The organism is Bacteroides sp. ZJ-18, assembly GCF_011038705.2.
GTDB classification, from domain to species: domain Bacteria; phylum Bacteroidota; class Bacteroidia; order Bacteroidales; family Bacteroidaceae; genus Bacteroides; species Bacteroides hominis.
This window is the reverse complement of record NZ_CP072198.1, coordinates 4,403,250-4,426,992: the sequence shown is the minus strand read 5'-3', so window position 1 is coordinate 4,426,992 and position 23,743 is coordinate 4,403,250. Positions and strand designations below refer to the sequence as shown.

The window sequence follows — 23,743 nt, the reverse complement described above, 5'->3', positions numbered from 1 at the left end:
ACCGTTACTACTGAAATGTTCCCTAAAACAGCGGGTGGAAGATGGAAGATGGGGGTGGAAGATAAATGGCATAAAAACCGCATCTTCCACCAATCTATACATCTCACAATCAACGGCATGCACTCTAAAAGGTGGAAGATGGAAGATCGAAACGTGTTTTTTGTATGAGAAGAAGGCTGAGTATGAAAGAGCCGCAGGGCGGACGCTCAATAAGTATAACATCTTATTAGGGTTGTATTATTTCCTAAATATGTAGTCCCTTCCCTGTATTTTTCAATATTTCCTGCTCCTTTTGTCTGTGTGTAATATAATTCATTACATTTGTTTTTTACTATATTAAATCCATATCGCAATATGACCATTCAAGCATTTTCAGCTATTATTCCTGATGTAAGAGATGATAAGAATAAAATATATCAGTCTAACGAAATAGTGTTCATCGCCCTAGTCGCTGTTATCTGCGGTGCTGATACGTGGAACGAAATAGAAACATTCGGAAAAACACATGAATCATATTTCAAGGCTCGTCTTCCGGCTTGGTTTCTATTCCTTCTCATGATACCTTGAGCCGTTTCTTCTCCATATTGGATATCGATTGGTTTGAAGAAATGTTTCAGGTTGTGGGTTGATGACATCTGCCGTAGAATCCCCGGAGTGGTAGCTATTGATGGAAAAGCCATTTGTGATAATCCCGATAAAAGTAGTAACTCAAAAAATGGAGTGAGAAGTAAACTCTACATGGTCAGTGCCTGGTCTGTATCTAAGGGTATTTGCCTTGGGCAAAGAAAAGTAGAAGAAAAATCGAATGAAATAAAAGCTATCCCCGAGCTGATAAAGACACTGGATCTTGAGAATTGTATCATAACCATTGATGCTATCGGCTGTCAGAAATCAATCACTAAACTAATAATAGAGAACAAGGCTGACTATATTTTATGTGCCAAAGATAATCACGAAGCACTCAGGGATATAATAGAGTTTAATCTTAGTGAGGAATCGAGATACTATTTATGTCACGCAAAAAGGTACTTTGAGGAAAACAAAGGGCATGGAAGAAGTGAATACAGAGAATGTGTATGCATAAGCGCTAAAAATCTTCAGTATTTTCTCAAAGGCTGGACGGGAATCAAGACATTGGCAATGATAAATTCTATTAGAAAAATGGGGGATAAAGAAGCTGTCATGGAAACAAGGTATTATATATCATCATTGGAACCTGACCCGATTATCATACTCAAATCGATTAGATCACACTGGGAGGTTGAAAATAACCTACATTGGGTACTTGATATAGGATTCAGAGAAGATGATGACAGGAAAACAGGAAATGCAGCTATCAACTTTTCTGCCATATCAAAGTTAGCACTCATGCTATTGAAACAGAGTGACATCAAACTGGGAATGGCAGGAAAGAGGAAAGCATGTGGATGGGATGAGAAAATAAGAGATAAAGTCATTGGTATTGAAAAAATATAGAAAATGATAAGATGTTATACTTATTGAGCGTCCGCCCTGAAAGAGCCGTGAGGGCATAATAAAGGTCCGGACCTTCGCAGGCGCGGACCTTCGCTTATTCAAACCACGCTCCTTGGGGGTGGAGGGGTTTGTTTACTGAAAACAATCCGGTCGATTGTCTACCTTAAATACCTATTATGATAACCTTCTTAACTAACCTTTATCTTGTAACTGAATTATATGCCAACGGCTTCTCGCAGTGGGACAAATTTATATCCTTTATTCTTCAGGACTTTAATCAACCGTTCAAGGTGACCTTTATAGAATTTATCCGTGCGGCGGGCGTCCGTCCCGAAATGGATCAGCATCAGGTGACCGTTCAATCCTTCGGCAGCTTCTACCGAAAGGATTTTATCGTAGATTGCCTGGCTGCTCCGGTAGTTCTTCATGTCCGGTGTGGTATAGTCGGCATTGCTGGCTGTGCCGGCGGTGAAGTTAACCACCTGGATGCCCATATTCTTTGCCCACGCTGCAATCTGCCGGTTGTAATATTCGTAAGGCGGTATATAGAGCGGAGCATCTTTAAATTCAATACCGGCCTTTCGCATCACTTCGTAGCTTTTCAACAGATCTTTTTCAAACTCTTCGCGCGTCACCAGCAGCGAATCGCGGTTCCCCCACGGGCTGTACAGCAAATGTCCGTAACTGTGACTGCCGACGTAGTGCCCCTCTTTCAGCAGGCGTTGCACTACGTCCGGATAGAGTTCGTAAAATTCTCCGGTAAAGAAGAATGCTCCTTTGATACCTTGCTTTTTCAGAGTACTGATGATGGCGTCCGCTCCGTCCGCTCTATCGGCGGCGGTGAATACGAGCGTGATCTGTTTTTGGGACGGGTCGGTACGTACAATGCCGCCATTGCTGTAGATGTTCTTATCTGCTGCTGCGTTTGCCTGCTTCATTCCGTCTTTCTGCAAAGAAGATAAGTAGTAGGTCAGGCAAGCGGTTCCGTCCATGGTCGGTTCATTGGTCGAATAATCGTGGAGGGCGTCGTGATAGACCATTAAGTCCGGTTGGAAACGTTCGTAATCCTGTCCGGGCATTCCCGGAATGCCCTCCATGTTCACTCCCCGGAGACTTTCGAAAATGGTGCGGTATACCGGGCCGTCCACCAGTCCGCCGGTAGTGTTGCCTACTCCTGCGTTCAGCAATGAAGAGTGAGGCTGTATCGGATAATCTCCGGATAAAGGTAGCTCTACGATCATGCTGGTTCCCCACGGGTTGCACCCCAGGAGCCAGTCGCGCAGAGCGGCTTCCATCTCTTCATAAGTCGTGTCGCCTGTCAGCTCACGGTAAAGCCGGCATTGCGTAAGCATGGCGGTGGTCAGGTTGTTCGAACACCAGATATAAGGTATGCCGTGCAGGAAAGGACTACCGACGGCTTTTTCGTACGTTCGCTGTATTCCGGTTCGCAGGTTCCGGATAAATTCGTCGCGCAGGCGCTCGTTGCCCGAAGCTTTGGCTACCCAGTAGTGTCCCATGTTCATAAACGGATACCATTGGTAGTGGCGGGCACTGTCGGCACCCATCCACGGTGTCACCGGTTCACGCCTTCCGTATTCTACTGCCTGCTCCAGATATTTGGGGTCGCCGGTAGCTTTGAACAGTTCCATGGCTCCGAGTTCCATATCGTCCACCCAATTGTCTTCTTCATAAATATAAGGTGACTTTACCGAGGCTGTCTGGCAGGGGCCGGGTTTTTTTATACCCTCCTGATAGGCATTGTCTGCTTTAGAGGCTATTTCTTGGGCGAAGTCCGGATAGAAATCTTTCAGTACCTTTGCCCCCAGTGCAAAGCAAGAGGCGAATTTGCCTGCGGTACTGGCCACTCCGGTGGTTGCATTTCTGAATTTGCCGCGGACCTGAGGCTCACCACTGCAAAAGTAAACCGGGCGCCCTTGTCCTCGTCCGTAGCCGTAGTCCACCGAATCTTTGCCGGGCAGGCGCATCCCTGCATGGTCCCGGTCATCGGCAATCTGGTTGTAAAGTTCTCCTTGGGCAGGGTTCATCCGGTTCAACCAGTCGAGCCCCCATTTTATTTCGTCCACAATGTCCGGGATACCGTTAGCTCCGGGGTGTCCGGCAGCGTCGTAAGCATCGCCGAATGCTTCCGGGTTTTGCAGATAGGCAAACATCATCTGGTAAATGGCATTGGCCGAGGTTGTGGTATATTGCAGATAGTCGGTCGCGTCATGCCATCCTCCCCGGACATCGATGTGCTGTCCGGTCTTTGTAGGATGATACACGATAAAGCCGTCATGTACATGGCAACTGTCTTTCAGGAAGGGGTTGTAACCGCATCGCTGCTGGCGCATGTAATTCAGCAGGAAGTCGGCCGTTCCGTTGTATACCCGGTGGTTGATGGGGAAGTGGGGCGATACTGCTTTTCCGGCTTTCAGATAGTAGGTTCCGGGTGTATCAAAGGTACTGAAGTCCAGCCGGTAGGTTGATTTCATTTGTCCGATCGGGCCTGTCTTCCGGGGAGATGTGAAAGTACGTACCGTTTTTCCGGTGAATACATCGACCAGTGAATAGTTGTTCACTTCAACCGGTACTTCACTCATAAATACGGCTACCTTTTTAGATTGGGGGAGGTAGCCCAGTTGGTTGATCCGTATCCATTCACCTGCCTGAGCGTGCAGGGTGGAAAGCAAGAAAACAATGGCCAAAAGCCAGTAATTCCGTTTCATAATGGAAGCATTGTTTAAGGTTGGGGAATGTGTTAAGTTGTATAATGCAAATAAAGCGGATTTAATTTACTTAAAGAATAATAGGGTAGTTTTATTAGCTGATATTATGTGTCGTTTACAAGTTTTTAGAATTTGATATTGCTTTATATGGCATATTCTGAACTTTTTTCGTTTATTAAGTGTTAAATGGAGGCAATAAATGATAAAAGAGAATGTAATATGATTGTAACAAGGAATGATAAAACTACTTTTGTAGATTGAGTTTTCTTAAGAGGGAGCAATATATGAAACCTAAACACAAAAACTGGCTATTACTTGGATGCTTTTCCGCACTGTGGACTGTATCTTTGGCACAGGGGGAGAACTGCAACGATAGTCTCTCACCGATTACGTATATTCCTGTTGCGGAGGATTCCGCCTCTACTGTTGTCGTTGCCGACTCTACTGCGGTGAAGCGTAGTTTTTTAAAGAAATTCCTTGATTACTTCAATGATGCCAATAAGGAGAAGAAGAACAAGAAGTTTGATTTCAGTGTAATCGGCGGTCCGCATTATTCCAGTGATACCAAGCTTGGGCTGGGACTGGTGGCTGCCGGATTATACCGTACCGACCGTGCCGATACACTTCTGCCGCTTTCCACCGTATCATTGTATGGCGATGTGTCCACTGTCGGATTCTATCTGCTGGGCGTTCGGGGCAATCATATCTTTCCGAAAGATAAATACAGGCTGAATTATAACCTTTATTTTTATTCTTTTCCCAGTTTGTATTGGGGAATAGGATACCGGAATGCGGTGAATGACGAAAATGAAAGCAGTTACAAGCGCTTCCAGGCACAGGTGAAAGTCGACTTTATGTTCCGTTTGGCAAAAAACTTCTATCTGGGACCTATGGCAAGTTTCGATTATATCGACGGACGCAACTTTGAGAAGCCCGAACTTTGGCAGGGGATGGACGCCCGTACGACCAACGTCAGTGCAGGGCTTTCCCTTGTGTATGATTCTCGGGACTTCCTCACGAATGCCTATAAGGGGTATTATCTGCGCATAGACCAGCGTTTCAGTCCTGCGTTTCTGGGGAATGACTACGCATTCAGCAGTACGGAGCTGACCACAAGCTACTATCGTAAGGTGTGGAAAGGTGGAATACTTGCCGGACAATTTCATACGCTGCTGACTTACGGCAATCCGCCCTGGGGATTGATGGCAACATTGGGAAGTTCGTATTCCATGCGCGGATATTACGATGGCAGATTCCGTGACAAGAATGTGGTGGATATGCAGGTTGAACTCCGGCAGCATGTATGGAAACGTAACGGAGTAGCTGTCTGGGTGGGAGCCGGAAATGTTTTTCCCGACTTTTCTTCGTTCGAGGTGAAACATATACTTCCCAATTATGGATTCGGCTACCGGTGGGAGTTCAAGAAGAGAGTGAATGTACGATTGGATTTAGGGTTTGGAAAAGGCCAGACCGGATTTATATTTAATATCAATGAAGCTTTTTAATAAGATAAAGAAATGGTTCGATAATCAGGAGAACTTGTTCTACCTGTTTTTGTTTGTGCTGATTGTGCCCAACATAGCACTGTGTTTCACGGAACCTTTACCGCTTGTGGCCAAGGTTGCCAACGTTCTGTTACCTTTGGGTTGTTATTATCTGATTATGACCCTGTCCAGGAATTGCGGAAAGATGCTCTGGATATTGTTTCTTTTTGTATTCTTCGGGGCCTTTCAGATCGTGTTGCTCTATCTGTTCGGGCAGTCCATCATAGCGGTGGATATGTTCCTCAATCTGGCTACGACCAATTCTTCCGAAGCCATGGAGTTGCTCGATAATCTGCTGCCGGCCCTCGTTACGATCGTGATACTGTATATACCCGCCCTGATACTGGGTATGATTTCCATAGTTCGTAAACGCAGGCTCTCTGTCGACTTTATCCGTAGGCAACGGAAACGTGCGTGGGGAGTATTTGCCGTTGGCTTTCTTTCGTTGGGAGCTGCCTACTTGCTGGATAAGAAATATGAGATGACCACCGATTTATATCCGGTCAATGTGTGCTACAACGTGGTGCTTGCCGTAGAGCGCAACGCGCAGACCCTTGACTATGCAGAGACTTCGAAGGATTTTACTTTCCATGCTGTTGCCACCCATCCGGCGGAGGACCGCGAGATATACGTGCTGGTTGTGGGGGAGACATCCCGTGCTCTCAACTGGTCGTTGTATGGCTATGACCGCGAAACGAACCCAAAATTGTCGGAAATACCCAACCTTACGGCTTTCACGAATGTGCTGACCCAGTCGAACACAACCCATAAGAGCGTTCCGATGCTGATGTCCGCCGTTTCGGCAGAGAATTTCGACTCTATCTACCATCAGAAAGGTATTATTACGGCTTTCAGGGAGGCAGGTTTCAAAACGGCTTTTTTCTCCAATCAGCGTTACAATAATTCTTTTATAGACTTCTTCGGAAAAGAGGCCGATCATTGCGATTTCATCAAAGAAGATTCGCTGACCGCCGGTCAGAATCTTTCGGATGACAACCTGCTGGCATTGGTGAAAGAGGAACTTGCCAAAGGAAACCGCAAACAATTCATTGTGTTGCATACCTATGGTTCGCACTTTAACTACCGTGAGCGCTATCCTGCCGGGGCTGCGTTTTTCCGGCCCGACAGTCCGGCGGATGCCGAATTTAAGTATCGGGACAATCTGATTAATGCCTATGACAACTCCATCCGCTATACCGACGATTTCCTGGCAAGGCTGATCGGCTTGTTGCAGCAACAGGATGCCGGTTCGGCCATGCTCTATACTTCGGACCATGGAGAAGATATTTTTGACGACGACCGTCACCTTTTCCTGCATGCGTCGCCTGTGCCTTCGTATTATCAGTTGCACGTGCCGTTTATTGTCTGGACTTCGGATACATACCGGGAGAAATATCCGGAGCATATCGCTGCTTTACAGCAAAACCGTCAAAAGTCTGTCGCTTCGAACCGGGTAGTGTTCCATTCGGTACTCGATCTGGCCGGAGTGACTACTGCCTATGTGAACGACTCGCTGTCCGTGGCAAGCCCGTCCTATACGGAGTTCCCCCGCTTTTACCTGAATGACCACAACGAGCCGCGGGCTTACGACGATATCGGATTGCGTAAGGAGGACTTTGAGATGTTCAGGAAAATGAATATTCGCTGAAAACGCATTTAAACTATAGACTTGGGGATATAAGTGTAGTATCTCGAAACTTTGTTCCCTACAGGTGCTTTTGTTTCATATTGTGGTGAAAGTCGGAGAATAATTTCTATATTTACCGTCAATTCATCACAATATGCAATTATGGCAACCAAACTACTATTGGTAATGGGGGTAACCGATAATCTATGGCTTTATGTGTTATCCGTATTTTTGTTTCTGACCGTTTGCTTCCTGCTCTTTCAGAACTTCCGGCTTCGTAAATCGGCTTCGGCAGACGATGACTATCGTCGCTTCCTGTTTGAGATATTAGATAATCTTCCGTTTCCTATTATGGTGAAGGATATTCAGGAACAATTCAAGTACACGTACTGGAATAAGGAGGCCGAGTTGCAGTCGGGCATCAGCCGCAAAGATGCCGTCGGCTTTTCAGATGCCGATATTTTTGGTGAAGAACGGGGTAAACAGTACCGTAAAATAGATGAAGATCTCGTTAAAGCCGGAAAACCCTATAAAGCGGAAGAGAGGTATGTGACTGCCGATGGAAAAGTGCATGATACCCTTGTGGTGAAATCAATCATATCTTCGGGCAAACTGGGCAAATGGTTACTGGTGGCCCGTTGGGAGATCACTCAGCTTAAGATGTACGAAAGGGAGCTTTTGGCTGCCAAAGAGCAACTGGAGGGAGCCGTTCGTAAACAGAAACTGGCTTTAAGAAGTATTGATTTCGGCCTGATTTATATTGACCGAAATTATAAGGTGCAATGGGAAGAGACCAGTAATATAAAGAATCTGGTTGTCGGACGTCATTATATTCCCGGCACTACTTGCTACCGGACAACGGGGCGAGGGGACAAACCGTGTAAAAGATGTGCTTTTCAGGAGGCCATCAGTACCGGCAAAATGGTGAGGCATATTACCCATGTGGATCATGTAGACTTTGAAATTACCGCTACCCCCGTTTATAGTGATACGGGAGGTGAAATTATCGGTGGATTGCTGCGCTTTGAAGATATCACCGAGAAACTGAAAGTAGACCGTATGCTTCAAGAGGCCAAGGAGAAAGCAGAGGAGTCCAATCGGCTGAAGTCGGCCTTCCTTGCCAATATGAGCCATGAAATACGTACACCGCTCAATGCCATCATCGGTTTCTCCGACCTGATCTGCCAGACAGATGATGCCGAAGAGAAAGAGGAGTACATCCGGATTGTTACTTCGAATAACGAACTTTTGTTGCAGCTTATCGACGACATTCTCGACCTGTCGAAGATAGAAGCCGGAACGATGGATTTTTCCTATGCCCTGACGGATATCAACGAACTGATGGAGGACATCTGCCTGCAAATGCAGCAGAAGAACCAACGCCCGGGGGTACAGATTCTGTTTACTGAAAAGGAACCCTGCTGTGTGATCAATACGGATCGTTTGCGTTTGTCGCAGGTCATCATCAATCTGATGAATAACGCAATGAAGTTTACCGCCGAAGGTTCCATTACGTTGGGATACCGGCTGAACGGACAGAGGAATGAACTTTATTTCTTCGTGAAAGATACAGGTATCGGTATTCCCGCCGATAAAGCTGAAAAAGTTTTTGAACGTTTTGTCAAACTGAACTCCTTCGTTAAGGGCACGGGGCTGGGACTCGCCATCTGCCGGGTGATCATAGAGCGCCTGGGAGGAACGATCGGGGTCGATACGGCAGTAGAAGAGGGTGCCTGCTTCTGGTTCCGTCTTCCTGTTCAAGAGGACATACCGCTCGATATTCCTATTAATTTGTGCTAAAAATTGAACCTAAAACTCCGGTTGGCGTGTTGTTTGTATACACTTAATATAGAGGTTTAAATATATAAAAAACATGGCTTATATAGATTATTACAAGATTCTCGGAGTTGACAAGAATGCTTCTCAGGATGATGTCAAGAAGGCTTTCCGCAAATTAGCCCGTAAATATCATCCCGACCTGAATCCGAATGACCCAAGCGCCAAGGATAAGTTTCAGGAGATTAATGAAGCCAACGAAGTATTGAGCGATCCGGAGAAAAGGAAAAAGTACGATGAATACGGCGAACATTGGAAACATGCGGACGAATTCGAAGCGCAAAAGAAGGCCCGCCAGCATGCCGGTGCGGGTGGAGGCGGCTTCTCCGGTTTTGGCGGAGACGGTGGTTCCTATTGGTACTCGTCCGATGGAGAAGGATTCTCGGGTGGTGATGCCGGAGGATTCTCGGATTTCTTCGAGTCTATGTTCGGGCATAGGGGCGGAGGCGGACGAGGCGGCTCAGGTTTCCGCGGACAAGATTTTAATGCGGAACTACACCTGTCTCTTCGCGATGCGGCACAGACCCATAAGCAGGTGTTGAATGTGAATGGAAAGCAGGTTCGTATCACAATACCGGCCGGTGTAGCCGACGGACAGGTGATTAAACTGAAAGGATACGGTGGTGAAGGTATTAACGGTGGTCCGGCAGGCGATCTGTATATCACTTTCCGGATAGCCGAAGATCCTGTATTCAAGCGTCTCGGAGATGATCTGTACGTGGATGTGGAAGTCGATCTCTATACTGCCGTACTGGGTGGTGAAAAGGTGGTTGATACGCTGGAAGGTAAAGTGAAACTGAAGATAAAGCCCGAAACCCAGAATGGTACGAAAGTACGCCTGAAGGGTAAAGGTTTCCCCATATATAAGAAAGAAGGACAGTTTGGCGATTTGATTGTCACTTATTCAGTCAAGATACCTACGAGTCTGACAGATAGGCAGAAAGAACTGTTCAGAGAGTTACAACAGAGTATGAACTAATAATGAAAGAGCGCTATGCAGACCGAATTAATAATAGTCAGTGAATACTGTCACAAATGTCATATTGAGCCTTCATTTATCGACCTGTTAGAAGAGGGTGGCTTGATTGAGGTACGCACCGAGGGCGGCGAGCACTATCTGCTTGCGTCGCAACTTCCCGATGTGGAACGATACAGCCGTATGTATTACGACCTGTCCATCAATATGGAGGGTATCGATGCCATTCATCATTTGCTGGAAAGGATGGAACTGATGAGACGTGAAATCAGTACTCTCCGGAATCAGCTTATCGTCTTTAAGAGGGAAGGTGTAATGGAGGACTGGTAAAAGGTTTATTTCATGTGTTGGATAAAGAGGCTTTTCCGGTTTCTATCAGAGCCTCTATATGATATAAACAGAGCCTTTATCAAGGGTGGACAGAGTGTCTGTTCCGCCCCGATAAAGGCTCTGTTTTTTTATGCTTGGCCGTACTCTTATTCAGCCAGAATCGTCAGTTCGGCACCCGAAGCGTAGTCTTGTCCGCGTTGTTCACTCAGAGCGGTGAAGCGGATGTAACGGGCTTTTACAGGTTTCTCGAACATTACTTTCTTCTCTTTCAGGTCTCTTGCGAAATTACCTTTCAGGATTGGTTCACCCCATTCTTTGCCATCCTGGCTTACGTGTATGGTGTAATCTTTCACATTACCGTTGCTGCTGTCCTGACGTGGAAGGTAAGTGAAACCTTTAATTGTTTTCACTTCACCGGCATCCAGGTCTACCCAGTGCGGGTGTTTAGCCACGGTTACAGAGAACATGGTGTGCCAGATGGTATTCGGGTCACCGTCGGTCAGGTTCTTGGCTTCGCCTCCATCCGATTCTTCGCTACTTGCATAGATCACTTCCGTCTGGATGCTTTCGATCTTGTCGAATGTCATGGTTGCTTTGATGAAAGGTGCATCTTTGAACCAGGCAGTCACTGTACCGCCATTGCGTAATGCGATCGGTTCGGTGTAAGTTTTGGGTTTACTCTTATCTACTGTGTAGAGGATAACCGCATCCTTTTTCTGTGATGATACAGATACTGCACCGGCACGGTTGCGGGTAATGGACAACGGCACCTCTCCGGCAGGGGCTACATTGGCTGTTGCAGTCAGGTCTTTACCCGCAGGGCGGATGATGAAACCTGTGTTGTGATGGCTGGCGAAGACACGGTCTTGTTCCAGCGGACCACCTTGGCCGCAACTGTTGCCACCCAGGCCGGTTACGGCTGCATCCAGATGAAGATAAGTATCACCGGCTTTCGGCAACTGATACGGATGTGAAGCCAGGATCAGGTCGAGTGCGGAGTAGGGCAGAGCCGAAGCCGACAAGCGGTCGGTAGCTACAAACACAGCACCGTTGCCTGCGTTGTTGGTCAATGCACACCAGCGCACATCTTCGTGGTTACCCATATCCTGTGGTTTGGGGAAGTTGACGAATTCTCCGGCAACCGTGTTCTTATGTTGCTCGATGAACTGTCCTACCTTGCGGTCGGCATAGTTGTCAATAGGTCCGCGTCCGTAGTAAGTGAAGTTATCATATTGCTGAGGCACGCGTATCATATATCCCAGACGAGGCAATACGAGGCTCGGCTGATTGGATGTGATACTTGCTTCCAGTTCGATGGAGCCGTCTTTATAGACAGTCCATACCTGATTGGTGGTGAACTTGAAGTCATTGCTGCCGAACTTCTTGTCCGTCAGTTCTTCAATTTTGTTCTTGCCAGAGCTCGTTCCACCCAAAATCTTAGCTGCGTTTGGAGCTTGGGATTTTACAGTGAATGACAATACGACTGTGCCGTCTTCTTTGGTAGTCATATCGAAGCCGGTAGCTGAGTGCTTCAGGTTGTGCAGTCCGTTGTCGAACCACTGAGAGTAGAACCAGTTATCATTGTTCGTGAACGCGCGGAGCGCATCCAGTTTCGGACCGTTACCGTCAGTAATTACTTTTTCGTTTCCGTATGTCAGGCTGTAGATAGTACCTGTTTTGATATCGAATTGAGCTGTGTAGCCATTGCCTTTAATGGTAATGATATCGCTCGCTTTAATCATAATTATTTCCGGTTTGTCGCTTCCGGATGCTACAGTGTTGATGGCAGGACGTGCAGTAGCTTCTTTAACGAGTATCTGTTCTTCTGCCTGCGCAAAGTTCTTGTCAGCCCAAGGCATGTTGTCTTTCAGCAGGAACTGAATCTTCACGAAATATTCCGAATCGGCTTTCAGTTTACTGAACTGATAAGGAACCGTGATCTGCGTACGGGTACGCGGAGCCACTTCACCCATAGACAATATGCCCGATTGTGCTTCCTTACCGTTTTCGTAAAGTGACCATTTAACTTCATAGTCCGAAAGGTTTTTGAAGTAATACTTGTTGAATACTTCGAACTGTCCTTTTTCTACATCGATTGGTTGTACGCCGATGTGTTGGTACACTTTCTTCACTTCATAATATTGTGGTTTCGGTTCCAGGTCACCGAATACGATACCGTTCATAACGAACTGTCCGTCATTCGGAGTATCACCGAAGTCACCACCGTAAGCCAGATAGCGCTCTCCGGTTTTCTTATCGTAATTGTACATCGATTGGTCTACCCAGTCCCAGATAGCTCCACCACAGAAGAAGTTAGTCGACTCGATAGCTTCCCAATAGTCCACCAGGTTACCGCAGGCGTTACCCATAGAGTGAGCATATTCCGAAACATGGAACGGATATTTGATATCATAATTACCTTTCACGGCACCACGCATCCAGCCGATGGAAGGATACTGGTTGGAACCCATGTCGACGATGTCGTTGTTACGTTCGTACTGAACAGGGCGTGACAAGTCGAATGCTTTCAGTGCATCATAGGCTGCTACGAAGTTCTTTCCCGGTCCGGCTTCGTTACCCAATGACCAGATGACAATCGAAGGATTGTTTACGTTGGCATGAACCATTTCCATCACACGGGCTACGTGGGCGTTTTTCCATTCCACCGGATGAGACAGTGAAGCGGCTCCATAATAGTACTCGTGAGACTCGATGTTGGCTTCATCTTCCAGATAGAGTCCGTATTTGTTGCACAGATGGTACCAGTACGGATCGTCCGGATAGTGAGAGTTACGTACGTGATTGATGTTGGCACGTTTCATCAGCATTACCTCTTTCTCCATCATTTCGCGAGTGATGGCATGACCTACGGCAGGATTTGATTCGTGGCGGTTGACACCTTTCAGTTTCACGGTCTTGCCATTTACATAATAGTAACGGCCTGCCAGTCCGAATTCGTCTGCAGAAGCAGGTGTGTCTTTGATTTCCACTTTACGGAAACCTACAGTAGTTGAAACGGTTTCTATTGTTTTGCCTTTCTTATCTTTCAATTCAGCAACGAGTGTATAGAGGTAAGGGAACTCAGCCGACCACTTGTTGGGTGACTGCACGTTCAATATCGCTTTTTCAGCCTCTGCGGTTTCGTTCGGGTTCACCAGGTCCACAGTAGCATTGGCAACCGCATTGGCAACGGGGGTATTTTCGTCCGAATACAGTTTGTTTGCATAAAGTGTATAAGCCATCTGGTATCCTTTGGCAGCTTTCTTGCCATAGTTACGGATGTCAGCGCTGATAGCCAATGAACCATTGGTGTATGTCTCGTCCAGGTCGGGGATTACAACAAGGTCGCGTACCTGTACTTTCGGAGTAGAATAGAGGGCTACGGTACGGAAGATACCCGGCAGACGGAACATATCCTGTGCTTCAAGGAATGAGCCGTCCGAACTGCGGTATACTTCGGCAGCAACGGTGTTCTTTCCTTTTTGCAGGTAAGGAGTGATGTTGAAGTTGGCTGTGTTGCGTGAGTTCTTGGAGAAACCTACATACTGTCCATTGATCCAGAGGTAGAAGAAAGAGTCCACGCCGTCGAAGCTGATAAATACTTCACGACCGTCCCAGTCCTGCGGGATGTCGAAGTCGCGACGGAACGAACCCACTTCGTTACGGTCTTTATAAGTAGTCCAATTGGTCGGGGGGGTACGCATCACACCTCCGCGCCAGTCGTCTACTTTCACTTTGTGCATGAAAATTACAGGTTGGTTCACATAGATGGGTACTCCGTATTTCAGGCTTCCGTCCTTCTGGATGCCATAAATATTCCAGCTTGAAGGAACCGGGATATTGTCCCATCCTGAAACATCGAAGGTTGTTTGATAAAAATCTTTAGGGCGGGAGTCCGGATCGGGTGCCCAATTGAATTTCCAGTCACCATTCAGTGACAACCAGTATTTACTGTTCTCAGGCAACACCTTTCGTGCGCTTTCCACATCCTGGAAGGAAAAGAACCAGGCGCGCGGTTGTTCTTTGTTGAGTGCTAAGTTTTCCGGTGATTCCCATTCGTTGCCCACCGGGGCTTTTTCCGAGGCATACTTAAATCCCTCTAAAGGTCTTTGACCGGCAAAGCAAAGCGTAACCATGCTGCATAGTATCAGACCTAACGTGATTTTCCGCATAATTGTTTTTCTTTTAATAGATTATTTACTGAAGTTTTTTCGTGTTATATTGATCCGTAATCCGGTATCTCTCTAATTTTGTTGCAATATTCGTAAAAACCAGTCACATAGCCAAATCATTTGACATTAATTGGGTATTTTCGGGAGATAAAAATAACTCGCCTCTCTCCGGCAGTAGAAAAAGAAAAGGGATCCGGTTGTCCGAATCCCTTTTTTTAGTCTTGAAGTAAACTCTTTACTTTCTGTAGTAAGCCAGATCGTCTTTATCGAATTTGCGAATAAAGTTGATATGTTTTTCTACTTCAGCCTCAGCATAACGTACGTATACCTGAGCCGATTCGGAGAACAGATCGCTCTTCGAAGCATCTTGAACCATCAGGTGACCCATGATGATGTGGGCAGCCATTTCTACCAGACGGCGTGCGCAGAAGTCGAGCAGTTCCTGGTCTTTTGCTTCTGTGATTTGAGTCACGCAGGCTGCATATTTGCTTGCCATGCTTTTCAGGCGGTTCTGCAAACCTTCCAGTTCTGGAGCTACAGGCATGTTCTCGTATTCTTGGATACGTGCCAGATAAGCACCGGTCGTTACGTAACGGATAGCAGCCACAACCTGCAACTGGGTGGTACCTTCGTAGATGGAAGTGATGCGTGAGTCACGATAGATGCGTTCGCAGGCGTAATCTTTCATAAAGCCCGAACCACCGTGAATCTGAATGCAATCGTAAGCGTTCTGGTTGGCAAATTCACTGCCCATGCCCTTGCCCAGCGGAGTAAAGGCGTCAGCCAGTTTGGCGAATGTTTTCTGTTCGGCACGTTCTTCCGGAGTCAGTTTGCGCTCCTTGGCAATGTCGTCCAGTGCTTTGTAAATGTCTACAAAACGAGCTGTCTCGTACAGCAGTGAACGGGAAGCATCCAGTTTAGCTTTCATCAAAGAAAGTATCTCGGCTACGGCAGGGAATTCGATGATTGCTTTGCCAAACTGTTTACGGTCTTTGGCATAAGCCAGGGCTTCATTGTAAGCTGCCTGTGACAAACCTACCGATTGTGCGGCAATACCCAGGCGGGCACCGTTCATCAACGCCATTACGTATTTGATAAGACCCAGTTTACGGTCACCGCAAAGTTCGGCTTTGGCATTTTTATATACCAGCTCGCAAGTAGGGGAGCCTTTGATACCCATTTTGTTCTCGATGCGGCGTACGTTAACTCCGCCATTGCGCTTGTCGTAGATGAACATAGACAGACCGCGTCCGTCGTGTGTTCCTTCTTCCGAACGTGCCAATACGAGATGAATATCGGCATCACCGTTTGTGATAAAGCGTTTCACGCCGTTCAGATACCAGCATTGGTCTTTTTCACTGTAAGTGGCTTTCAGCATGACAGATTGTAGGTCGGAACCTGCATCCGGTTCGGTCAGGTCCATTGACATGGTCTCACCTTGGCATACACGGGTGATGTAGCGCTGCTTCTGTTCTTCGTTGGCAAACTCGTAGATGGTTTCGGCACAGTCCTGTAGTCCCCAGAGGTTCTCGAAACCTGCATCACTGCGGCTCACGATATCGGCAGCCATGATGTATGGAGTGATTGGGAAGTTCAGACCTCCAAAGCGGCGGGGCATAGCCATACCCATCAGCCCGGCTTTACGGCAGGCATCCAGGTTCTGGGCAGTTCCGCTGGCATAAGTTACGCGGTTGTCGGCACAAACCGGACCTTCGTGATCGACGCCTTCTGCATTGGGAGCGATGATGTCACCACAGATTTCCCCTACAATTTCCAGTACTTTATCGTAGCTGTCCATTGCATCTTCGAAGTCTACCGGAGCATAGTCGAATTTATCTTTATCAGCATAGTTGCGCTCTTTCAGCTCAACAATTCTCTTCATCAACGGATGGTTCAAGTGATGCTTGAGTTCCGGAGTATCTAAATAAAAGTTAGCCATTTCTTACTTACTGTTTTGTTTATAATACTTAATCATCTTCGGTACAACTTCTTCGATTGTTCCGTTGATCACATAGTCTGCAATCGTATTGATCGGAGCTGACGGATCGTTGTTGATGGAGATGATGATACCGCTTTCCTGCATACCGGCAATGTGCTGAATTTGTCCGGAGATACCGCAGGCAATATAGAGTTTCGGACGTACTGTAACACCGGTCTGGCCGATCTGACGGTCGTGGTCAACGAAGCCTGCATCTACAGCGGCACGGCTGGCGCCTACTTCTGCGTTTAACACCTTTGCGAGATCGAACAGCAAGTTGAAGTTTTCTTTCGAACCTACACCGTAACCGCCGGCAATGATGATCGGAGAACCTTTCAGGTTGTTCTTGGCTTTTTCTACGTGGCGTTCGATGACTTTTACTACGTAATCGGTGTCGGCTACGTATTTCTTCACATCATGCTTAATGATTTCACCTTTGTAGTCGGCTGACAGAATGGCTTTTTTCATCACACCTTCGCGAACGGTTGCCATTTGGGGGCGGTGTTCGGGATTGACGATGGTAGCAACGATGTTACCTCCGAATGCCGGACGAATCTGGTAAAGCAGGTTTTTGTAAACCTTACCTTCTTTCTTATCTTCGTGGTCACCGATTTCCAGTGAGGTACAGTCCGCTGTCAATCCGCTGGTCAGAGCTGACGATACACGCGGGCCGAGGTCACGACCGATCACGGTTGCACCCATCAGGCAGATTTGCGGCTGTTCTTCTTTGAACAGATTCACGAGGATTGAAGTGTGGGGAAGTGAAGTATAAGGATAGAGTCCTTCACCATCGAATACATGGAGTTTGTCTACTCCGTACGGGAGAATCTGTTTTTCAATATCTTTGAGACCGGTTCCGGCAACGACTGCTTCAAGCTGGCAGTTTAACTGATTGGCCAACGAGCGTCCTTTTGTCAGAAGTTCGAGGCTTACGTCTGCGACGATGCCGTCTTCTATTTCGCAATATACAAATAAGTTATTCATATCTTTTCTCTCCTCTTACCCTATAGTGTGGTTCTCCAACAGTTCAACAATCAGTTCTTCCACTTCACGGTCGCTGCCGCTGATGGTTTTACTCTCTTTCGCCTGGAACACGATGTTCTGGATAGCTTTTACCTTTGTCGGCGAACCGCTGAGGCCGCATTGTTTCAGATCACCGTTTACGTCTGCTACACTCCATTCCACCAGGTTCAGGTAGTCGCGGGTGTCGTAAAGGTCGGTATAGTCCAGGTTGCCCTGTTGCTTCTCGGTAACGGTTTTGGCATGTTTGTACTTCTGAACCAGCTTTGCATTGCGCGGGCGGCAGGGAGCTGCACTTCCGTTGACAGTGATAACGATGGGCAGCGGGCCTTCTACGGTTTCCACACCACCGTCAATGTGACGCTTCACGGTAATGCTTCCGTCACCTACTTTCAGGATTTCTTCCGCATACGTAATCTGAGTCAGTCCTAACTTTTCTGCAACCTGCGGTCCTACCTGTGCTGTATCTCCGTCGATGGCCTGACGACCGCCGATGATGATGTCATATCCACCGATCTTTTTGATGGCTGTTGCCAGAGCGTACGAAGTAGCCAGTGTATCAGCACCGGCAAAAGCACGGTCTGTCAGCAGATAACCATTGTCGGCACCACGGAAAAGTCCTTCACGAATAATGTCGGCTGCACGTCCCGGTCCCATGGTCAGGATGGTAACGGTAGAGCCTGGGTGGGCATCTTTCAGTCGGAGAGCCTGTTCAAGAGCGTTCAGGTCTTCGGGGTTGAAGATGGCAGGGAGTGCCGCACGGTTAATGGTTCCGTCGGCTTTCATGGCATCTTTCCCAACGTTGCGTGTGTCGGGAACTTGTTTTGCCAATACAACAATTTTCAAACTCATGTTATTAATTTTAGTATTAGTATTTCTACAAGTTAGCAGCCAGTAGTCAGTAGTAAGGTTCTTGCTATTCACTATCCGGTTAACTATCAGCCTGCAAATTTAAGCAAACGCTTGGTTCTGACAAGAAATCCGTCTGAAAAATGCACAAGTTTAAAGATTCTGAGCAACTTGTTTGGTTCTTACTATCATGATTACCGGGTTATCGTCGGCTTTCAGATCTTTTAATTCGGGGATGTTTTTCAGCTCCGGATCTTCTTCTGCCAACTCCAGTATGTCACTTGCTTCCCAATAATACAATAAAACATCATCTGCCACACGCATTGCCGGGTAGAAAGGGACTTTGCCATACATATCGTTCTGTATCATTCCGTTTTTTACACCGAATAGCTGTCCTTTCTGTTTGTCGTATATAGCCAGGCGGGGAGATTCCGACTTGTCCGTTACGTTCCATGAAGTATAAGGGATGAACAGGTATCCGGGCGTTTCCAATATATCCGGACGGAGATAGTTGGAAGCCGTTGTTTCATAAACGTTCCAGTTGCCGTCGAGAACTTCGAAGCGTTTCTCTTTGGGCAATTTATATTTTCCAAGTTGTAGGATATAGCGGGGCAGGAGTGTATCCGGACGGACGGTAAATACTGTGTCATTATAGTATTCTTTCATGCAAACCTGATTCTGGAACCGGTATAAATATTTGTCGCATTTTCCCCATAAATAGAAGTTTAGCCCGCTGGGAATGGTGAAACGGTCATATTGGGGAAATGAAGTCAGTGTATCGCCTTTAGAGTTGATTATTAATAATCTGAAAAGCTTGTTTCCCGTATTGTTGTAAATGTAGGAAGCGAAAGTGCTGTCGTTCAGTGCCGAAAATTGCCAGGCAAATGGAAACTTACATTCATTCATGAACTCTCCGTTGCCGGAATATGCCAGTAGTTTTCCATGGTCCATCAGGAATACTTGTTTGGAAACATCGTCTGTTGATATAAAACGAATACCGGTATATTCTCCGGGGCCTTGTCCCATCCGGGCAACTGTCCGGACAAATTTACCTTCGTCCGTGAACTGAAAGACCTGTTTTTGCGTAGGGATGTATAAGTTATGTCCGCAGAGTGTAATGCTGTTTTTTATGATGGCCGGCAGTAAACATTGGTCGGTGGTTTCCAAAGGGATGATTTTCACTTCCCGGGCTATCTGGCTCAAGGTAACTGTTTGTTCCGTCCCGATTCCGGTTTCAAAAGGGAGAGTGACGGGAAATGTTGTTTCGGAAATTGGTTCTTGTGACGAAGAGGGTTTATTGGTACATCCCAAGAAGAGTAAACCGGAGGAAAGGAGTAAGCTGAAAAGGGTTGTGTTCGTTCTCATAGTCTATGCTTTTTAGTAAATGGCATAAAACTACGTAATATTCGTAACTTAGATAAAACCTGATAGTTAAACTATGTTATCCTTTAGCATTATCCTTCTTATAAGGAATATATAAAAAAGAGAGAAAGGGTTGAATATTGGAGGTATGCCTCAGATTTATAATTACTTTTGGCATACCTCCGGAGTACTGTTGTTATTGGATTCCTATTTCTGCAAATCCCATAGTTTCTCCTTCTGTTACCATTTTGGTAGGTTTCAGAGAAAGGTATCGTGCTTTCACCGGAGTGAAGTAGACAGACTGTAGAATCGGATTGTTTTTGATGTTTGAAAATTCCCCTTTAGCTACTATCTGGTTTACCGCATTTGCTTCAGTACCTACAGATAGTTCATAAGAGGAGATTAATCCTTTGTTATATTCGCTTTGATCCGGCAGATAATGGAAAGAGGTAATTGTGCGTTCTTCTCCCAGATCGATCACCAATGCGTCCCCTTCAACAAAAGCAGTGGTGCTCTTGTCTTTATCCATACATTTCTTAGTCTCCTCTTCGGATACTCCTACGAGTGTAAACGGATAACTTTTTAATTCTTTGGCCTCTACGGTGAATGTGTCGGGTGTCTCACCTGCATAATAAGCCTCTATGTTGTTGATGCAGAGGCAGGCGCGTGCATCCGTGAAGCGTATGCGGAGTTTGTCGGTCGAAATGGTTTCAAAGCGCAACAAGCGTTTGTAGCCCACGGTCGTAGTCTCTTCATTCAGTTTCACCGGCAGCCATTTTCCATCTTTGTCATATTCCACTACGAATGATTTGACACGTTGTCCCAACGGAATATATTCCTGGATCATCATACGGTTGACCTTCTCCGTTTTGGGGAAGTCGAACTCAATCTCTGCGGCAGTCACCTCGTCGTTGGTAGCCCAGTAAGTATCCCAACTTTCATCTGTTGCGGCTTTGGCTGAGAATTTTCCTCCACGTTCATCCGATACTTTCGGTTGGATACCTGCGAGCAGGTTGTGTGCCAATTGTTTCTGTACATTCTTGTGGAAGTTTACTGCGTTGGCCGAGTCGATCGGATGGATCAGCCCGTCGCGGTCAACCGGGAAGTTAAGCAAGAGGGTCGCGTTGTGTCCCACACTCCGGTAATAAAGGTCTGTTAATTGGTCTACGGTTTTTACTCGGTTGTCTTCTTCCGGATGATAGAACCACCCCGGACGGATAGAGACATCACATTCTGCCGGTACCCATTGGTTACCGTCAGCGTGTCCGTATTGCAGTTCGCGATATTTCGGATAGCCCGGATACACTTCGCCCGCACGCAGGAACGACCAGTTGGTAGCTCCGGCAAATCCGTTCTCGTTACCTACCCAACGGCAACCGGGACCTCCGTCGGAGAAAACAATGGCCTGTGGTTGGAGTTTATCCAGTATTTCATAGATACGTGGATAGTTGTAGTAAGTCTTGCGGTCGATGGTACGGCTGTCTTTGGCTCCGCCATACCATCCGTCACCGCCGTTGGCACCGTCAAACCAAACCTCGAATACTTCGCCATAATTGGTCATCAGCTCAGTCAGTTGTTTATGGAAATAATCTACATATTCCGGTGTACCGTAGTTAGCCTGGTGTCTGTCCCAGGGAGAGAGATAAACAGCGAATTTAATGCCGTATTTCTTACAGGCGGCTGCCAGTTCACCTACAATATCTCCTTTACCGTCCTTGTAAGGAGTGTTACGGATACAATATTCTGTCAGTTCGGTAGGCCACAAGCAAAAGCCATCATGGTGTTTGGCGGTAAGGATTACTCCTTTCATACCCGATTCTACAAAGGTTTTCACCCATTGTTCGCAGTCCAGCTTGGATGGGTTGAACGTTTTCGGGTCCGAATCTCCGTATCCCCATTCACGGTCGTTGAAAGTGTTCAGACCGAAGTGAACGAAAGCATATGTTTCCATTTTCTGCCATTCCACTTGTTTTTCTTCGGGAACAGGTAAGATAGCTTCGGGAGCTTTCACAGCAGGAGCACAAGCGCCAAGTAGGGTCAGGGCAGCTCCGGCATACAGTAGTTTGTTTATTTTCATGATATGTTAAAAGGGTTAATGATGCAAAGATAAAAAAATCCCCGGAAACTCGTTCCGGGGATTAACTAAAAAGCAATTATTACCATCCCGGATTTTGCGGGAGAAGGTTCTCGTTTCTCTGAAGTTCCCCGGTCGGTATCGGCCTCAGGTAAAGCCTGTCATTCCAGGTGCGGCTTTTGCCTGCTTCATAAGAGTAGTCGGCATTGGTATAGGCAGGATATACGACTGCGTACTTGCCTTCCTTATAAGGTTCACGTTTTCCGACGTATGTCTTCACATTATCACATATTTTTCCGGCTTTCCAACGGGCCAGGTCGTCCCAGCGGAATCCTTCACCAGCCAACTCAATGCGGCGTTCGCGGCGGATTTCCTGTAATAGCGGGCTAAGGCTGTATCCCCAGGCGGGCCAGTTCGGATCGGTGAAACCTACTTCCATAGTCAGGTGAGGCATACCTGCACGGTCGCGCAATACATTGATGGTCTTGTTCAAGTCCGCTTGTGTAATCGTACCCAGTTCGGCTTTAGCCTCTGCGTTGATCAACAAGGTTTCTGCATAACGATAGGCGATGCCGTCATAAGTATTGTTGTTTGCCTCAAAGGCTTTATCTGTCGGAATAAGGTATTTGATGGACTTATATCCGGTCAGGCAGTATTGCGAAATGAAATCTTCTTCCTTTTCAACATACGTACTGTCGTTGGTGGCCACAGTCACCCGTGTAGGGAAGTCCCAGGTCAGGATGGTCTGCTTCAGGCGTGGGTCGCGGTCGGTAGTTTCATTTTTCATATTGTCATCCCCTTTATATTGGTCGTTTCCTGTAATGGGTTTACCGTTGAGACACAGATAACTTTCTACAAAGTCTTTTGAAAAGCCGGTATTGGCTTCGGACAACGTACGGCTCATACCGTGTTTTCTTTTGCCATCCAGATAGATCACCGGTAAGATAGCCTCTTTCAGGTTTGTTTTGTCTTCCATTACAAATACGTCGTAATAGTCTTTTTCCGGATGTCCGGTGTTATAGATCTCGTATTTGCCGGTTGCCATGATTGCATCTGTTTCGTCGGCTGCCATTTTCAGCAGACGGTCTGCTTTGTCTGCCCATCCCAATTCGGTGTGATATTTATAATATGTACCTTCGTGCAGACAAGTCCTGGCTTTCAACTGGCGTGCTACATCTTTTCCGATGCGTCCGGTAGCCGGTTTCTCGGGTAACCATTGGATGGCAAAATCAAATTCTTCAATGATTTTATCCATCACTTCATACCGTTTCAGTTTCGGTCCGTAAAGAATATCCGTATCACCCGTGCCCAGGTCTTTATCCAGCCAGGGGATATCGCCGAACGTTCTCATCAATCCGGCATATTGCATCGCTTTGAAGAAGCGGACTTCTGCTACATATTGGTTGATTTCCGACTCCTTGCCGCTTACCGTCTGATAGTGGGTCAGGAAGTAGTTTACCAGCCGGATCGGCTGCCATCCGCCTTTGCTCCAGTTACACCAGCTTGCTGCCTCTGCGGGGGTGCTCAACTGATTCCAGAAGAACTGGGGGATGCTGTTAGGTACTTGATTATCGCTCTCACCGTCTGCTATTGAGGTTACACCTCCGGGGAGGTAACTATAGAATTGATTGGCATATGTTTCCAAATCTCCTGTGGTATTCCAGAAGGTTTTGTCATTGATTGCTTCCGGGGCTCTTTCCAGGAAACCGTCGTTACAACTCGATAGGGCGAGTGTTGCCACTCCGATATAGAATAAATATTTGATTTTCATAA

At 46.7% G+C, this 23,743-nt stretch carries 13 protein-coding genes and 1 pseudogene; 6 read left to right on the top strand and 8 right to left on the bottom strand.

Annotated elements, in window-relative coordinates:
- Window positions 1-354: 354 nt before the first annotated feature.
- Window positions 355-1,476, top strand: a pseudogene (locus G7Y45_RS17860) (ISAs1 family transposase).
- A 215-nt stretch (window positions 1,477-1,691) separates the two neighbouring features.
- Here the strand turns inward: G7Y45_RS17860 and G7Y45_RS17855 are convergent.
- Window positions 1,692-4,202, bottom strand: a complete 2,511-nt coding sequence (locus tag G7Y45_RS17855) for a glycoside hydrolase family 9 protein (RefSeq protein WP_165015525.1) — start codon at window positions 4,200-4,202, stop codon at window positions 1,692-1,694.
- Window positions 4,203-4,486: 284 nt separating this feature from the next.
- Here G7Y45_RS17855 and G7Y45_RS17850 point away from each other — a divergent pair, with 284 nt between their 5' ends.
- From G7Y45_RS17850 to G7Y45_RS17830, 5 genes are all read left to right on the top strand, one after another.
- Complete coding sequence (locus tag G7Y45_RS17850; protein ID WP_005821320.1) at window positions 4,487-5,707, top strand: BamA/TamA family outer membrane protein; 1,221 nt, start codon at window positions 4,487-4,489, stop codon at window positions 5,705-5,707.
- A complete protein-coding gene (locus G7Y45_RS17845; RefSeq protein ID WP_165015528.1) occupies window positions 5,694-7,394 on the top strand; it encodes a phosphoethanolamine transferase in 1,701 nt (566 codons plus the stop codon). The genes G7Y45_RS17850 and G7Y45_RS17845 overlap by 14 nt, the downstream gene beginning before the upstream one ends.
- A gap of 141 nt (window positions 7,395-7,535) precedes the next feature.
- Window positions 7,536-9,173: an ATP-binding protein gene (locus G7Y45_RS17840; RefSeq protein ID WP_032529981.1), complete on the top strand. Its 1,638-nt coding sequence runs from the start codon at window positions 7,536-7,538 to the stop codon at window positions 9,171-9,173.
- A gap of 73 nt (window positions 9,174-9,246) precedes the next feature.
- On the top strand, window positions 9,247-10,188 hold the full coding sequence (locus G7Y45_RS17835) for a DnaJ C-terminal domain-containing protein (RefSeq protein WP_005807793.1): 942 nt from the start codon (window positions 9,247-9,249) through the stop codon (window positions 10,186-10,188).
- Between the two features lie 15 nt (window positions 10,189-10,203).
- The gene (locus G7Y45_RS17830; RefSeq protein ID WP_005780772.1) at window positions 10,204-10,515 is read left to right on the top strand and encodes a chaperone modulator CbpM; all 312 of its coding nucleotides are present in this window, start codon (window positions 10,204-10,206) and stop codon (window positions 10,513-10,515) included.
- 146 nt (window positions 10,516-10,661) lie between these two features.
- On the opposite strand, the gene G7Y45_RS17825 is transcribed toward G7Y45_RS17830, so the two are convergent.
- The 7 genes from G7Y45_RS17825 to G7Y45_RS17795 form a co-directional block, all read right to left on the bottom strand.
- Window positions 10,662-14,687 carry a glycoside hydrolase family 2 TIM barrel-domain containing protein gene (locus G7Y45_RS17825; protein ID WP_165015531.1) on the bottom strand — a complete coding sequence of 1,342 codons (4,026 nt, stop codon included), beginning with the start codon at window positions 14,685-14,687 and terminating at the stop codon, window positions 10,662-10,664.
- 235 nt (window positions 14,688-14,922) lie between these two features.
- Window positions 14,923-16,626 (bottom strand): acyl-CoA dehydrogenase family protein, encoded by a 1,704-nt coding sequence (locus tag G7Y45_RS17820; RefSeq protein WP_005780768.1) that lies wholly within the window; start codon window positions 16,624-16,626, stop codon window positions 14,923-14,925.
- Window positions 16,627-16,629: 3 nt separating this feature from the next.
- Window positions 16,630-17,649 (bottom strand): electron transfer flavoprotein subunit alpha/FixB family protein, encoded by a 1,020-nt coding sequence (locus tag G7Y45_RS17815; RefSeq protein ID WP_005780766.1) that lies wholly within the window; start codon window positions 17,647-17,649, stop codon window positions 16,630-16,632.
- 15 nt (window positions 17,650-17,664) lie between these two features.
- Window positions 17,665-18,537: an electron transfer flavoprotein subunit beta/FixA family protein gene (locus G7Y45_RS17810; protein WP_005780764.1), complete on the bottom strand. Its 873-nt coding sequence runs from the start codon at window positions 18,535-18,537 to the stop codon at window positions 17,665-17,667.
- 150 nt (window positions 18,538-18,687) lie between these two features.
- Entirely contained in the window at window positions 18,688-19,899 is a 1,212-nt protein-coding gene (locus G7Y45_RS17805; RefSeq protein ID WP_005780762.1) for a 6-bladed beta-propeller, read from the bottom strand.
- Window positions 19,900-20,092: 193 nt separating this feature from the next.
- Window positions 20,093-21,973 carry an alpha-L-fucosidase gene (locus G7Y45_RS17800; RefSeq protein WP_005821311.1) on the bottom strand — a complete coding sequence of 627 codons (1,881 nt, stop codon included), beginning with the start codon at window positions 21,971-21,973 and terminating at the stop codon, window positions 20,093-20,095.
- Between the two features lie 79 nt (window positions 21,974-22,052).
- Window positions 22,053-23,741 carry a RagB/SusD family nutrient uptake outer membrane protein gene (locus G7Y45_RS17795; protein WP_005821310.1) on the bottom strand — a complete coding sequence of 563 codons (1,689 nt, stop codon included), beginning with the start codon at window positions 23,739-23,741 and terminating at the stop codon, window positions 22,053-22,055.
- Window positions 23,742-23,743: the final 2 nt, after the last annotated feature.

Bases quoted from the DNA above. Each gene is read 5' to 3' on its own strand.
- G7Y45_RS17855 (WP_165015525.1), bottom strand. From the start codon at position 4,202: ATGAAACGGAATTACTGGCTTTTGGCCATTGTTTTCTTGCTTTCCACC.
- G7Y45_RS17850 (WP_005821320.1), top strand. From the start codon at position 4,487: ATGAAACCTAAACACAAAAACTGGCTATTACTTGGATGCTTTTCCGCA.
- G7Y45_RS17845 (WP_165015528.1), top strand. From the start codon at position 5,694: ATGAAGCTTTTTAATAAGATAAAGAAATGGTTCGATAATCAGGAGAAC.
- G7Y45_RS17840 (WP_032529981.1), top strand. From the start codon at position 7,536: ATGGCAACCAAACTACTATTGGTAATGGGGGTAACCGATAATCTATGG.
- G7Y45_RS17835 (WP_005807793.1), top strand. From the start codon at position 9,247: ATGGCTTATATAGATTATTACAAGATTCTCGGAGTTGACAAGAATGCT.
- G7Y45_RS17830 (WP_005780772.1), top strand. From the start codon at position 10,204: ATGCAGACCGAATTAATAATAGTCAGTGAATACTGTCACAAATGTCAT.
- G7Y45_RS17825 (WP_165015531.1), bottom strand. From the start codon at position 14,687: ATGCGGAAAATCACGTTAGGTCTGATACTATGCAGCATGGTTACGCTT.
- G7Y45_RS17820 (WP_005780768.1), bottom strand. From the start codon at position 16,626: ATGGCTAACTTTTATTTAGATACTCCGGAACTCAAGCATCACTTGAAC.
- G7Y45_RS17815 (WP_005780766.1), bottom strand. From the start codon at position 17,649: ATGAATAACTTATTTGTATATTGCGAAATAGAAGACGGCATCGTCGCA.
- G7Y45_RS17810 (WP_005780764.1), bottom strand. From the start codon at position 18,537: ATGAGTTTGAAAATTGTTGTATTGGCAAAACAAGTTCCCGACACACGC.
- G7Y45_RS17805 (WP_005780762.1), bottom strand. From the start codon at position 19,899: ATGAGAACGAACACAACCCTTTTCAGCTTACTCCTTTCCTCCGGTTTA.
- G7Y45_RS17800 (WP_005821311.1), bottom strand. From the start codon at position 21,973: ATGAAAATAAACAAACTACTGTATGCCGGAGCTGCCCTGACCCTACTT.
- G7Y45_RS17795 (WP_005821310.1), bottom strand. From the start codon at position 23,741: ATGAAAATCAAATATTTATTCTATATCGGAGTGGCAACACTCGCCCTA.